Annotated in this window: 9 protein-coding genes; 2 read left to right on the top strand and 7 right to left on the bottom strand. The window is 49.3% G+C overall.

Annotated features, from left to right (window positions below):
• Positions 1-27: 27 nt before the first annotated feature.
• Positions 28-1,002, bottom strand: coding sequence for a DUF1852 domain-containing protein (locus tag AC6R0S_RS08110; RefSeq protein WP_500634055.1), 975 nt, complete (start codon positions 1,000-1,002; stop codon positions 28-30).
• 344 nt (positions 1,003-1,346) lie between these two features.
• On the opposite strand from AC6R0S_RS08110, the gene AC6R0S_RS08115 reads away from it, so the two are divergent.
• Positions 1,347-1,991 (top strand): GntR family transcriptional regulator, encoded by a 645-nt coding sequence (locus tag AC6R0S_RS08115; protein ID WP_500625267.1) that lies wholly within the window; start codon positions 1,347-1,349, stop codon positions 1,989-1,991.
• Positions 1,992-2,070: 79 nt separating this feature from the next.
• Here the strand turns inward: AC6R0S_RS08115 and AC6R0S_RS08120 are convergent, their stop codons facing one another.
• The 4 genes from AC6R0S_RS08120 to AC6R0S_RS08135 are packed head-to-tail and all read right to left on the bottom strand — an operon-like array spanning position 2,071 to position 7,912.
• A complete protein-coding gene (locus AC6R0S_RS08120; protein ID WP_500637656.1) occupies positions 2,071-3,327 on the bottom strand; it encodes an amidohydrolase family protein in 1,257 nt (418 codons plus the stop codon).
• Positions 3,324-5,810, bottom strand: a complete 2,487-nt coding sequence (locus AC6R0S_RS08125) for a branched-chain amino acid ABC transporter ATP-binding protein/permease (RefSeq protein WP_500637657.1) — start codon at positions 5,808-5,810, stop codon at positions 3,324-3,326. Before AC6R0S_RS08125 ends, AC6R0S_RS08120 begins: the two co-directional genes overlap by 4 nt.
• Positions 5,807-6,676: a branched-chain amino acid ABC transporter permease gene (locus AC6R0S_RS08130; protein WP_500634058.1), complete on the bottom strand. Its 870-nt coding sequence runs from the start codon at positions 6,674-6,676 to the stop codon at positions 5,807-5,809. Before AC6R0S_RS08130 ends, AC6R0S_RS08125 begins: the two co-directional genes overlap by 4 nt.
• Positions 6,677-6,727: 51 nt before the next feature.
• Complete coding sequence (locus tag AC6R0S_RS08135; protein WP_500637658.1) at positions 6,728-7,912, bottom strand: ABC transporter substrate-binding protein; 1,185 nt, start codon at positions 7,910-7,912, stop codon at positions 6,728-6,730.
• A 167-nt stretch (positions 7,913-8,079) separates the two neighbouring features.
• On the opposite strand from AC6R0S_RS08135, the gene AC6R0S_RS08140 reads away from it, so the two are divergent.
• On the top strand, positions 8,080-8,487 hold the full coding sequence (locus AC6R0S_RS08140) for a nuclear transport factor 2 family protein (RefSeq protein ID WP_500634060.1): 408 nt from the start codon (positions 8,080-8,082) through the stop codon (positions 8,485-8,487).
• A 98-nt stretch (positions 8,488-8,585) separates the two neighbouring features.
• Here AC6R0S_RS08140 and atzF read toward each other — a convergent pair whose 3' ends face one another.
• Positions 8,586-10,367, bottom strand: coding sequence for an allophanate hydrolase (gene atzF / locus AC6R0S_RS08145; protein ID WP_500637659.1), 1,782 nt, complete (start codon positions 10,365-10,367; stop codon positions 8,586-8,588).
• Positions 10,368-10,420: 53 nt separating this feature from the next.
• On the bottom strand, positions 10,421-14,011 hold the full coding sequence (gene uca / locus AC6R0S_RS08150; protein ID WP_500637660.1) for an urea carboxylase: 3,591 nt from the start codon (positions 14,009-14,011) through the stop codon (positions 10,421-10,423).
• Between the last annotated feature and the right edge of the window lie 51 nt (positions 14,012-14,062).

The raw sequence follows: 14,062 nt of genomic DNA on the forward strand, positions 1-14,062 counted from the left end.
TGTTCCTTCACAGTATTTTCATCATGGTTACGCGTAGCTTTCTGACCACTGATCAAGTCGCGCTTGATACGGTTGAATAAAGTGCGTTTGTGCAAATTTCCCTTGCTCTACTGCCAATTGGCTGCGTTCTTCTCGGTCATAGACGATTTGTGTCAGAGAGTGATCGAGATTGTTCAATTTTGGCTGATACACCGCGCCCGCGGCTGCGTTAGCGTTGTAGATCTCTGGGCGATAAATCTTTTGAAAGGTCTCCATCGTGCTGATCGTGCTAATGAGTTCAAGATTGGTGTAATCATTGAGTAAGTCGCCAAAGAAGTAGAAAGCCAGGGGCGCGACGCAGTTCGGCGGCATAAAGTAACGTACGTCTAAGCCCATCTTTTTGAAATACTGCTCAGTAAGCGACGATTCATTCGGCAGATACTCAACACCGAGCACCGGGTGTTGATTGCTGGTGCGGCGATAGATTTTGTTGTCAGAAACACTGAGGCAAATCACCGGACGCTTGTTAAACGATTGGTGATATGTCGCAGAGCGAACAAAAGACTGGAACAGTTGACCATGCAGCTCACCAAATTTTGGCGGCACACTAAACTGGCTCGTCTGCTTATTATGCTCAAGCAGTAAGACACTAAAATCGTAATCGCGCACATAGGAAGAGAAGTTATTCCCCACGATACCTTCAATGCGTTGATTGTTTTTACGATCCAAAATATGCGTTTGCAGGACTTCTATCGAGGGAAAAGCGTCACTTTGCCCGTCCAACGCAATCTCGACGGAGATGATGTCCAACTCCAATGCGTAACGATCACCAGTAGGATTGTCCCAATGGGCAAGCGAATTAAAGCGATTGTCCATCATTCGCAGCGCCGCTCGCAGGTTCTCTTGACGCTGCTCGCCCCGTGCCAAGTTTGCAAAGTTGGTGGTAATACGCGTGTTGTCTGACGGCTGATAATGCTCATCAAAACGCAGGCTTTTAATCCTAAAAGTGAACTCGTTATTCATTGTAATTATCCTATTTCCTAAGAAAACGCTGACGATTTAGGCTCTGCTGGGTGGGTCAAAGCCTAACGCCAGTTATACGGAGTTCACGAGTTGAAGAATATTGGTATTACTTCACTTTAAACATGAAAAAGTTTCATGGTGAGAATAGCAGTGCGATAAATAAAACGACTGACTTACTGGTCGTCGATGATGAAAATCAACAATATAAACAAGGTATAACGTTGTCACTAGCGGGAAAACAGAGTTAGACTTAACGATAGTGAATAGGTTACAAAGGCTTGAAAAACATGGTTACGTCGCGTTCCACCACATCGACGCATAAACAAAAGGAAGTGCAGAGAATTATGGCGGCGCTATCAACTGCTGTCGCGCAACACAAACTAAAACCGGGACAGCGTTTGGTTGAAGCGCAAATTGTCTCCGCACTTCAAGCCAACCGTAACCATGTACAAACGGCGCTACAACGCTTGGCCCTGCAACACATCGTTAAGATAGAGCCCAACCGTGGCGCGATGGTGGCCAAACCTAGTGAAGCCGAAGCTAAAGAAGTATTTGCGGCTCGTCGGGTGATTGAAAGAGGTATCGTAGAAGGTATTTCATCCGAACTGATGGCCGACCATTGGCATGAGATTCTTGCACACATTGAGCGTGAGCATGCTGCTGTACATACCGATGATCGACGAGAAATTGTCGACGCGCTGTGTGACTTTCATCGTCTCTTAGCGCGACTCTGTGGCAATACGGTATTGATGGAGATGTTTGACAACCTGATGGTACGCAGCTCGTTAATCGTCGCACTCTACCAGCGTAACGACGTTCCCACCTGCCAGCATGATGAACACCTGCAGCTTATAGAGGCATTAAAGTCTGGCGACACAAGCCTTGCCGTCTCTGTGATGTTAGCCCACCTCGACCATCTTGAGGCTGAGCTCGACTTAAGCCGTCACAAAGAGCAAGAACTCGATTTGAGTGAAGCACTCAACCTTTGATATCAGTATTGTGCTTACCACTTATTCTTTCTCGTTCTCTGAGCCTTACGCCCAAGCTATACTGACGTCAAGCCAGCGTTTATTGCGCCTTTTCCAATTGATGCAACTGCACTTCTGGCCTGGTAAAGGTGACGTTTCCGCGCTTGATACCCATAGTGGGGAGCGCTATCTTCGCGACGATATCGGCTTTGTCTAACGCATCAAAAAACACCGCGTCCGCCGCCTTTCCGACCCCTATGCCATGCTGATCAATTTTCATGAGCCTTGCTGAATCCGTACAAACCCAATCAAAACACTGCGCTAACTCTGTTTTTGTCGCCAAATGGGCAATGTTGGCATACAGATTCGCCATCCTGATTTGAGACGCGTCGCCATAAGGTGTAAATGGATTCTCAATGTTGTTGCTCGATATTGAGCAGCACACCCCGCGCTGACTCATCGGCTTGAGCGGCGCCACCCCTCTCGGTATCAGACAATCAAAATCACGACCGTTGAGAAAAAGATCGGTGCTCGGCAGCGCCGTCAAATGAACACCTGCCATAGCCATTTGTGCTGCTATGGGCGCGAGCGCTTGTGATGGCAGCGCCGATAGTTTTGTCACATGCCCAACGGTAACCCGTCCCTGATAATCAAATGCCTGCGTCATCTCGATGACAAACGGCAATGTCATGGTGGATGTATCAAGGTCAAAATCAAGGTGAAAATCAATATCCACATCGTATTGCTTGGCCAAAGAAAACAGCACCCTTACCTGCTGCTCTGGTTCACTATCGGTATAAGGGCACCCCCCCAACAGATCCGCCCCTTGATCGAGTGCGTCAGCCAGTAATTCGTACGTTCCCGGGTTATTGTGAAGGCCTTCTTGCGGAAAGACGCACAACTCCAGCGTTATCGCCCAGGCATACTCTTTTTTGAGCGCTGAGATTGCCTGAAAACCAACCAACCCTATCACAGGATCAATCTCTACATGCGTACGCATATAACTGGTACCATGCTTGATGGCCTTCTCTAGTATCTGTTTCCCGCGCTGATAGATGTCTTGATAAGTGAACTCCGCTTTTAGCCGTGAGGTCTGTTCAATCGCTTCTTGCAGTGTGCCTTTTTGCAAGGCACACCGAGATACCGTGCATGCTTTATCAAGATGTACATGGGTTTCTACCAGACCGGGTAGCATCAACCTGCCTTGTGCGTCTATCTCTTTCCTACCCCTCAGTTCACTGGGTTCAAGTTCAACTTGCCGTTTAAAGCCAACAAACACCCCCTCGTTGATAAATGCGCAGTTAAGTTGTGGCTCGCCGTCCAAGCGGCAATTGGTCACTACAGTATCGGCTATCATGAGCTTACTCCTAAATACGCTTTTTCTAGCTCAGAATCTGATCGTAGCTGTTCCGAACTGCCGGTTTGTACAATGGTGCCCGTTTCAAGCAGGTACGCGCGATCGGCTATCTGCAAGGCAAGGTTCGCCATCTGATCAACCAGTAAGATGGTCACGCCGTCATCTCTGAGCTGCGCGAGCGCATCATAGAGCTCAGCGATCATCGAAGGTGCGAGCCCAAGTGACGGTTCATCCAACAACAAAATGTGTGGCTTCGCCATTAATGCCCTGCCTACCGCCACCATCTGCTGCTCACCTCCGGATAGAAGGCCCGCCTGACTGTCGATACGATCGCGAAGACGAGGGAATCGCGCCAAAATAGCCTCAATTTCTGACTCTTTATCCACTTCATCTAGACGGCTGTGTGCTCCCATTAACAAATTATCTCTGACGGAGAGCTCACCAAATAACTGACGACCTTCGGGTACCAAAGCCAATCCGCGTTTCGCTATTTGACTCGCATCGAGGTGATGGATATAAGCATCGTCAAGACCAATCGTACCGCTGCGCGGTTTTTTCAAACCAGCGAGGCTTTGTAAAATGCTGCTCTTTCCAGCGCCATTGGCGCCCAAGATGGCGACACACTCACCTGGGTTCACTTCAATGTCCACTTCGTGCACAACCGGTGAGGCACCGTAATCTATCGTTAATTGCTTGGTAAACAACACGGCTTCTTTTTCCGCTTTCCATCTGTTTTCACGCGGCGGTGCGGTATAACTGGTTGCGCCAAGATAAGCGGCGATGACTTTGGGATCTTGTTGTATCTGTTGAGGTTTGCCGAAGGCAATGGGCGTTCCTGCATCCAGTACTAATATGTCATCACTGACACCCATCACCAATTTCATATCATGCTCAACCAAGATGACTGCAATACCAAAGCCTGCAATCGACTTAATTAATTGAGCGAGCTGATCGGTGTCTTCTCTACTCAGCCCAGCTGCAGGTTCATCCAGCAGTATCACCCACGGGCATGTCGCCAACGCACGCGCAATCTCGACCAAACGTCGATCGACATGTGGCAAGTCTTCCGCTGGTGTGTGGATAGAGCCACGATAGCCCACCAAAGCCAATAGGTTTAACGCCAGATCTCTTTGACCGGATTGCTCCGCATAAAACGGGTGACCGAGTGTACCCTGCTGCATTGCAGCAAGCAGGTTTTCAATGACCGACATATCCTCAAACAGTTGTGTGGTTTGATAGGTGCGAGCAACACCACTTCGGGCAATGCGGTGTGCAGGAAGCCCCGCGACTTCTTCATTCAACATCACACTGCCTTGATCGGGCGTATAAAAACCACTGATCATATTGAGCACGGTGGTTTTGCCCGCGCCATTAGGGCCGATGATGCTCGTCACTTTGCCTAACGGCGCTTCAAAACTCACCGCTTTCGCCGCAACCACGCCACCAAACGTGATACCGATATTATTGACTTTGAGCGCGTTCAACCCGTTGTCAGCACGATCATAAAACGTCGCGATAAGATGACGATTGACAGAATTAGGCGGAAGTTGGGTGAATGAACGACGAAATTTCGCTGCGGCCTCTCCTATCAAACCTCTTGGCGCCACCCATAGAACCACCAATAGCAAAACAGCGAATATCAGCAGGCGATATTCGGCCAGAGGCGCTAGGAGTTCAGGCAATAACACGACCACAGTAGCGCCAATGACCGGCCCCCATAGCGTGCCGACTCCCCCCAAAATAACGACGAGAACGAACAAAATTGACTGGGTAAACGGAAATGTACTTGGGCTGATGTACATCATCAGCGGAGGGATCATCGCCCCGGCGATACCGGCAAATGCCGCAGACAAAGAAAACGCGAGCGTTTGCGTCTGTACTGGGTTAAATCCTAGTGATCTCGCGGCAATAGGGCTCGACTTGACCGCGCGCATCGCTTTGCCCCAGCCACTGAAATAAAACAGCTGATAGGTGAGTAACCCCAAGCCTAAAATGGCAGTGCTGGTTAAGGCAAGTAGACGTTCAGGTTCCATCTCTCCGAATTGCGGCATCATGATACCCATCAATCCGTTGGCGCCTCCAGTGAGGCTCTTCCACTCCATCAAACCATGATGAACCACAAAGGCAAAAGCTATCGTCACCATTGCCAAGTAAGGGCCAGTAACACGCATAGCTGGAATGGCGAGTAATGCTCCAATGGCTGCGCACACTAAACATGCCGCAGCTAAGGCGAGCACAAACGGCACATCATTGAGCAATAATAATGCGCTCACGTAAGCACCGATGGCGTAGAAAGCAATGTGACCGAAGCTTATCTGACCACTCATCCCCATTAATATGTTGAGCCCGACTCCGACGATAGCCGTTAACACGCATAGGGTAAAAACCAGCAGAGAATAACTGTCGAGTAGGAAACACAATATCGCCCCTACTAGGGTGAACAGCGCCACCCATAACCAAGACTTGGTATTGATAGCGCTCATACCTTCACCTCCTGACCTTTAACAAACAGGCCATTCGGCTTCACAGCCAAAGCTATAATGACCAGAGTAAAGGTAATAATTTGTGTAAATGCAGAGCCAAAATAGACGGTGACAATCGCTTCAACTAAACCAAAAATAAGCCCTGCGCTGAATACGCCGGAGGCACTCGCGATCCCGCCAAGGATAGCAACAGCAAACGCCTTCAAGCCAAACAATGTTCCCATGTCCGAATGCACGGCATAGAGCGGCGCGATGAGAATGCCTGCAATTGCCGCAAGTACCGTAGAGACAGCAAAACTGACGGCGACCACGCGACTAACATTAATCCCCATTAACTGCGCTGAATTGGGGTTTTGAACGCTCGCCTGCAGCACCTTACCAAGTTGGGTATGCCTTACGACCAAGACAAGTAAACCTGCAATGACCACCCCGACAACCGGGATCATGACTTGCAGTACATAAACACCGCTACCAAATAGCTCAAGACTTGTCGTCGCGAACGTGTTGGTGAACTGCCTTGGCTCTTTGCCGAAACTGAACAGAACCGCGTTGTCCATCAATATCCCCCCAGCCACTGTCGCCATAAGCCACGCATCGGAGCCTTTGCTGGCAAACGGACGCACTAAGAACCGCTCGATGACCAGTCCATATAATGCGCTTAAAAGCAGTGTGATAGAAAAAGCAACCCAATACGGCATACCCCATGTGATACATAATGTGTAAGCCAGCACAGCACCAAGCATCATCGCGCTGCCCTGAGAAAAATTCACCGTCTTACTGACGATAAAGGTAATATGGAAACCCAAAGCAAGGAGAGCATACATGCTCCCCAGACCAAGGCCTGTTATGATCGCGGCGGTTAACATGGCGCTACGCTCTCCTTTACATGGTGATGGATGAATAACCCAAACCGATCGTTACTGAACTGGAACGATTTGGTTATTCACAAAGTGTGTGAACACGTAGTCATTGGGGCCGATCGCATCATGCTGTGTTTCTGTAAACGGACGCTTGAAATCCTTGATCAGCCCTTGATAGTCATCAATGCGGTAGTACCCTTCACGAATCGCGCTCCCCTCCGTAGATCCAGCATTCTTGATTGCGAGCGCCGTTAAATGCATCGCGTCATACGCATTGGCAATGCCAACGGCTGGAGTCACATCGGCAACACTTTGTATCTCTGGGAATTTCGCTTGTAACTTGCCAAATACCTCGCCGCCTTTTCCGGTTGTGGTATCCGTAAAGGTAAACGTCTGAATAAAGTGCACTCGATCGGCCGTTGGACCAGCTAGCTCACCGAAACGTCCACCCGCCGGTCCCCAGTGGGAGACTACAGGGACATCCCAGCCCATACGTTCAAGTGATTTGACCACCTGAGCAGAAGGCGCGACGTTCGCTACCATTAATAGCGTGTCCGTCCCTTTCTCTTTTAAACGGGTCAATTGTGGGACTAAGTCAACGTCACCAGATTCAATACGCTCAATACCGGTGTGTTCTATGCCACGACTATTGAGAGCTTGGCGAAAACCTGTTTCGTTCGACTCACCCCAAGGGTTGTTTATCAGCAACATGCCTGGCTTTTTCATCGCATACTTATCGATGGCATACTGAACCAGCGCTTCGTCGACCACCTCATCCACCGCTGAGACACGAAACACATAGTTCTCCTTAGCGCCATTTTTGGTAATGGGTGTACCCGCGGCCCACACCCCCATGAAGGGCATTTTCATTCGGTTGGCGACAGGTACAATCGCAAGCGAAACGGGCGTGTCTAAACCACCAAATAACACCGCGACCTCTTCTTTTTGAATCAACTCGCGTGCCGCTAACAGCCCTTTTGATGGGTTGCTTTCATCGTCACGTCGCACCAGTTCAAGTGGTCGACCTAATACGCCGCCACCTTCGTTTATCTCATCAATCGCAATTTCTAACCCACGAGTGATCGCCTCTCCTGATTTCGCCGACTGGCCTGATAGAGCAGCAACTAATCCCACTTTAATCGGCTCCTGCGCAATGGTTGAAAACGCCGTCAAAGACGCAGCGGCCAAAGCGCTTATCCCAAGTCCCTGTCTGACCCATTTTTTGATAATTGAATATTTCATAAGATCCCTCTTTTTATTGATTGCTAGCTATTGCACAATAATTGCTAGCAATTTAGGTGCCATACGAAAAAGTGCGGTTTTCAGCCGATTAGAGGCGCACTTTGCACAAAAAAGGCACAAAAATTAACATTTTTGCACCAAATCAAACCACATAAGGAAATGAATCGATGAGTGAACTAGAGAATGCTGTAGACATCGTCCAACAATTTTTAGAAGCATCAATGAAGCCAGATCCGGAGACGGCCGCGACGTTTATGGACCCTGACGTTAAAATCACTTTTACAGGTCGAAGAGAAATGGAGGATACCCACGCCATCACGGCTTTTAACCAACAACGATACCAATGGGTGAAAAAGAACATTCAGCAATACGATGCAATGGAAAAAGAGGGCCACTGCGTCGTGTATTCAACAGGTTTTTTGTATGGTCAGTGGCCAGATGGACGCCATTTCGATGGCAATCGCTACACAGATAGATTTGAAGTCAGGAAGGGTAAAATTACAAAAATGGACGTGCTCAACGACAGCGCTGAGTGGATTCTTGATCCATCGATAAATCGTGAGCAGGCTGAATAGGTCAGCACGTAGATCATACTGATGTCCATTCACGCCTTCTCATCAATTTGTAACCCCCTATGCCACATGATGTTGGCATGGGGGGTTATAAACATATTTTAGCAGCGTTCAGATAACTCTTGCAGATAATACCGCCACCCTCCAGTCTGGGTAATGTCGGTAGCCCCTTCAATGCCAATCTCTTCACATATGAACCCTGTAACCCAGTCACCAGAATCAATCTCAACGCGGCCTAACCCCAATGGATGGGGGATTTGCATCAACAGGGAACCAAGCTGCTTTTTCGGCACGCGCCAAATTTCAACTTCAATCTTTTGCCCTTGGTTTGAATGACGGACTAAGCCCGGTCTCAGTGGGGGTCCGCCGGCTAAGCAATAAAGAGAATAGTGTTCAGATGTCGTGGTTCGCCGTTTAAAGTTCGCACCTAACTCAATCAGTTGATGATTGAGCGCTAAATCTTTCATGTGTGCACCACAAACCAATAGGTCCACACTCTCGCTGCTCTCTAATTCTATCTCGGTCGCCCCTAGCGGTAAGTTCATTGTTCTCTGCCACTCGGTCGCTAACGTAATCAAGGCTTCGTCATGAAACGCTTGGGCAAACAGAGTTACGCCAAACGGGAGTCCGGCGTCGGTGAAACCTGCTGGCATTGCGATCGCACTGTAGTCGAGTAAGTTCATGAAATTGGTGTAGTAACCAAGGTTTGAATTGAGCCCGATCGGGTTATTGTTCACCTCATCAATGGTGTAAATCGTGCCGGCGGTAGGGGTTAGCACAACATCCACATTTTCCATCAATTTATCGCACTGAACTTTAAATGCTTGCAGTAGATACATGGCTTTAAACGTATCCGCAGCCGATAATTGTTTCGCTCCACCGACAATCGTTTGAATCACCTCTAAACACTGTTCTTGATTATCGTTGAAGAAGGATTCAATCGCGGCGTATCGCTCCGCAACCCAAGGACCTTGGTAAAGAAGATTGGCGGCCTCTAAGAAGGGTGACAAATCGAAAGGAATAGTCTGCGCGCCCAAAGACTCTAAGCGAGCAACCGACTGAGCATAGAGCTTACGGTAGTCTTCATTACCAAAGAATTTAAGCTGGTCTTCACCTGGAACTCCGACCCTCAATCCTGAAAACTGCGTCGTTATGTTTTGTCCTTGTATAAGGACATGGCGAGCATAACAGTCGCTCTCATCGTAGCTTGCGCCGACTCGGTAGAGGGTGCTTAAGTCTTCAGCACACTTGGTAAAAAACGTCACGCAATCTAGTGTACGGCAGGCCGGAACAACGCCACTGCAGCTCAACACCCCTCTGCTCGGTTTGAGGCCATAAAGGTTGTTAAATGCTGCCGGGACGCGTCCTGAACCCGCGGTATCGGTACCCAATGCAAAGTAAACTTGGTTGCTCGCAACCGCAACGGCACTGCCAGAGCTCGAACCGCCTGAGATGTATTTAGGATCAAAGCTATTTTTCACTGCTCCCCAAGGGCTGCGTGTACCCACTAAGCCAGTGGCGAACTGGTCAAGGCTCGTCTTACCTAAGGGGACTGCACCTGCTTTTATCAACTGCTGAACAACGTAAGCCGACTCCGTTGGTTGATAGCGGTATGCCTCGCAACCCGCGGTGGTGTCTAACCCCTGCAAATCGATATTATCTTTGATCGCAAAAGGAACACCAAACAGAGGTAGCTGGTCAATCTCTTGCCCTGAAAGTTGAGCGAGATACTGCCCCAGTTGCTGGTCAGAAATCACTGACACCCAGGCATTGGATTGATCCGCTCTCACTTGCGCCAGTTTGCTGCGCAAAAACGTCTCTACCTCTATATCACCATTACGGTATGCTTCAAGTAAGCGACCGATCGTTGTTGGCTCTTCCATTGCCTGACACCTTGTATTTGAATCTGTCATCTTTTCTATCCTCAAAAACCGAATCATGCCTTGCAGATGTTGACGACAAGCAGTGGCTCACCCGCATGGACTTGTGCGCCCGCCTCGTGGCATATCGAGTCAATCACACCAGAGACACTCGCGGTCACCTCAAGCTCCATCTTCATCGCTTCGAGTATCATCACGACGTCGTTCTCTTTTACCGTTTGGCCAGGCTTGACAAGCACTTGCCAGATGTTGCCAGCAACATGACTCTCAATGGCTTCTTGTCCCTCTGCAAGCTCAGTGTGTACATTCGACTGCTCAATTTCAGTGGCGACAAAATTCGCTTGTCCAGACTCTTCCCAGCGTTGGCGCTCTTGTTCAAATGCTTGTTGCTGGCGTGCTTTGCTTTGCTTTATTTCATCGGCATGGTCATCAAGAGTGGATTGATAGTCCGCGAGTGAAAACTCTGTCTGTTCAATTTTAATTGGGTAGTGACCTAGAGGATGCTTTTCACGGATATCCAATAGCTCTTGTGCACTCACTTCATAGAACCTAATCTGGTCAAAAAAGCGCAATAGCCAAGGCTTGGTAAAGGCTTCTGTTTGACGATAGCGATTCCACATTTGCAAAGTGCGACCGACAAATTGATACCCCCCGGGGCCTTCCATGCCGTAGACACACAAATAGGCGCCACCAATGCCTACCGCGTTTTCAGGCGTCCAAGTACGTGCTGGATTATATTTAGTCGTGACCAAGCGGTGACGAGGATCCATTGGTGTTGCGACCGGCGCGCCAAGATACACATCCCCTAAGCCCATCACTAAGTAGCTGGCATCGAACACAATGCGCTTAACGTCCTCGACTGAATCAAGCCCGTTGATGCGGCGAATAAACTCAATGTTGTCTGGGCACCAAGGTGCGTCTTTACGTACGATCTCATCGTATTTACGTATCGCCAGCCGAGTGGCTTCATCATCCCAAGAGAGTGGCAAATGCACTACGCGAGCAGGGACAGCGAGATCATCGATGTTATCCAGCGTTGCTTCAATTTTTTCTAGCTCTTCAAGCAACTGCGCTCTTGGCAACATAAGGTTATCATAGTGAATTTGCAGGGAACGTATCCCCGGAGTCAGTTCTTCTACACCTAGCAACCGCCGCTCTTGAAGCTTCAGCATCAAAGCATGAACTCGAAATCGCAGACGAATATCGAGTCTTTGTGGTCCATATTCCACCAGCAGGTAATCCTCGCCACTGGGTCGATATACCACGTGTTCTCCATATTGACTGGCTGGTATTGTTTTAATGACGGGCGAGCCGAGATCTGCTCTTGGCAGCGCCATTTCATCAATAGCGCCGACTTCAATTTGAGCCAGCTGCGCGCGCTCGGCTAACTCGGCGTTTTCTACCGTAACCGGAATAAATCGAATCTTATCCCCTGCTTTGAGCTGTCCCATTTTCCATAGATCGGCTTTGATGATGGTGGCAGGGCAAACGAACCCTCCCAAGCTCGGCCCATCCGGCCCTAAGATGACCGGCATGTCACCCGTGAAATCGATGGTACCAACCGCATACGCATTATCGTGAATGTTAGAGGGATGAAGGCCCGCTTCGCCACCGTCAGCCCGCGCCCAATTTGGTTTCGGTCCAATTAAGCGTACACCGGTTCGGCTCGAGTTAAAGTGCACTTTCCACTGCGCATCAAAAAATGTATCGATATCTTCCTGAGTGAAAAAATCAGGCGCACCGTGCGGCCCATAGATCACTCGAATCTGCCACTCGCCGTTGAAAATCGGCTGAGGAAGTGAGCCAATTTCAGCGCCACCCGCTTGAACGACGGGATGAATGTGCAACACATCGCCCGCTAGCAATGCGCGCCCAGCATGGCCCCCAAATTGACCTAAAGTGAAGGTTGAACGGCTACCTAGATATTGAGGACAATCAATGCCCCCCTGAACAGCGAGATAAGTGCGAGCGCCATCGAGTATTTTACCGAGTTTGAGCGTTTGTCCTGCTTTGATGCCGATGGCCGCATTCATCGCAACTGTTTGATCATCAAGCGTCGCTTGAATCGTTGCACCCGTTAGAGCTATACGAGTGTCTTGGTTAAATTTTAACGTTGGACCAGAAACAATCATTTCCAGACCGGCACTGGATTCATCATTCCCCAGCAGTCTATTGCCTAAACGGAAGCTCAAGCTATCCATCGGACCTGAAGGCGGCACGCCAATGTCCCAGTAGCCTGTTCGTGCTGGGTAGTCTTGAATGGTGGTTTGGGTACCTCCGCTGATCACATCAAAGGTATTGGGCTTGAACTCAAAGCTATTAAGAGATTGAGTCAGCACCTCGCCTTTCTTAACCCGTTCGCTCGCTAAGAGCTGGCTCAAGTACGCTTTGTTGTGCTCTATTCCGTAAATAGTACTTTTGTCTAAGCTTTGTTTAAGTTCAGCCAGAGCCGTGTCTCTATCGGCAGCATGAACGATCACTTTCGCCAGCATAGGGTCAAAAAATGGTGATACTTCGACGCCCGCTTCAATCCAGTGTTCAATGCGCAAATTCTCTTGCTCTGCCCACTCAACATGGCTCAATAGACCGGCACAAGGTTGAAAGTTCTTGTTGGCATCTTCCGCATAGAGACGAACCTGAATCGCATGACCTTGTGATTTGAGGTGCGCGCCCAGCGTTGTTAAGTCGAGTTGCTCTGCCCCTTGGCGAACCATCCACTCGACAAGGTCCACACCAAACACTTCTTCTGTGACACCATGTTCAACCTGAAGACGTGTGTTGACTTCAAGGAAGTAGAAGGCTTGTGTTTGCTGATCCAATACAAACTCCACCGTTCCTGCATTTCGGTAATTCACCTGAGCGGCCAACTTCACTGCGGTCTCTTGTAGCTTAGATCGAGTTTCATCGTCGAGGTTAGGCGCGGGGGTTTCCTCAATGACTTTTTGGTTACGGCGCTGCGCCGAGCAGTCCCGCTCGCCCAAGGCAACGACATGACCCTGCCCATCGCCAAAAATCTGGACTTCGATATGCCGTGCTTGTTGTATAAACTTCTCGATGAACACGCCACTGTTGCTGAAATTGTTCTCACTCAATCGTTTAACGCTGTCGTAAGCCTCATCCAACTCATGGCTTGTGAAACAACACTGCATGCCGATACCACCACCACCTGCCGTGCTTTTGAGCATCACTGGGTAACCAATGTTCTCCGCTTCACGCAGTGCTTGCTGCTTGTCGTTAAGCAACCCCGTACCAGGGAGAAGTGGCACATCGGCTTGGGTGGCAAGGTGGCGTGCAGAGTGTTTCAGTCCGAACGCACGCATTTGCTCTGCTGTGGGTCCTAAAAAGACCAATCCTTCTTGTTCGCAGCGTTCAACGAACTCTGGATTTTCACTCAGGAAACCGTAGCCAGGATGAATCGCTTGCGCGCCCGACTCTTTAGCGATGGAGAATATTTTATCTTGGTCAAGGTAGGTCTCGGTCGCGCCCCCTTGCCCTAAAGAGAACGCCTCATCAGCACCGACAACATGGAGACTGTCTGAATCAGATTCGCTGTAAATCGCAACGCTGCCAATATTGAGGTGTTTTAACGTGCGGATAACTCGACAGGCAATGGCTCCACGGTTAGCAATCAATACCTTACTAAACATAATTTCGTCCCTAAAATCCGGGTCGTCCCGGAACAACAAAGAGCATTCGTT

Source organism: Vibrio sp. R15-SG3-ISO1B (assembly GCF_059833835.1).

Excerpts from the sequence above, each read along its gene's own strand:
- AC6R0S_RS08110 (WP_500634055.1), bottom strand. The coding sequence starts at position 1,002 with ATGAATAACGAGTTCACTTTTAGGATTAAAAGCCTGCGTTTTGATGAG.
- AC6R0S_RS08115 (WP_500625267.1), top strand. The coding sequence starts at position 1,347 with ATGGCGGCGCTATCAACTGCTGTCGCGCAACACAAACTAAAACCGGGA.
- AC6R0S_RS08120 (WP_500637656.1), bottom strand. The coding sequence starts at position 3,327 with ATGATAGCCGATACTGTAGTGACCAATTGCCGCTTGGACGGCGAGCCA.
- AC6R0S_RS08125 (WP_500637657.1), bottom strand. The coding sequence starts at position 5,810 with ATGAGCGCTATCAATACCAAGTCTTGGTTATGGGTGGCGCTGTTCACC.
- AC6R0S_RS08130 (WP_500634058.1), bottom strand. The coding sequence starts at position 6,676 with ATGTTAACCGCCGCGATCATAACAGGCCTTGGTCTGGGGAGCATGTAT.
- AC6R0S_RS08135 (WP_500637658.1), bottom strand. The coding sequence starts at position 7,912 with ATGAAATATTCAATTATCAAAAAATGGGTCAGACAGGGACTTGGGATA.
- AC6R0S_RS08140 (WP_500634060.1), top strand. The coding sequence starts at position 8,080 with ATGAGTGAACTAGAGAATGCTGTAGACATCGTCCAACAATTTTTAGAA.
- atzF (WP_500637659.1), bottom strand. The coding sequence starts at position 10,367 with ATGGAAGAGCCAACAACGATCGGTCGCTTACTTGAAGCATACCGTAAT.
- uca (WP_500637660.1), bottom strand. The coding sequence starts at position 14,011 with ATGTTTAGTAAGGTATTGATTGCTAACCGTGGAGCCATTGCCTGTCGA.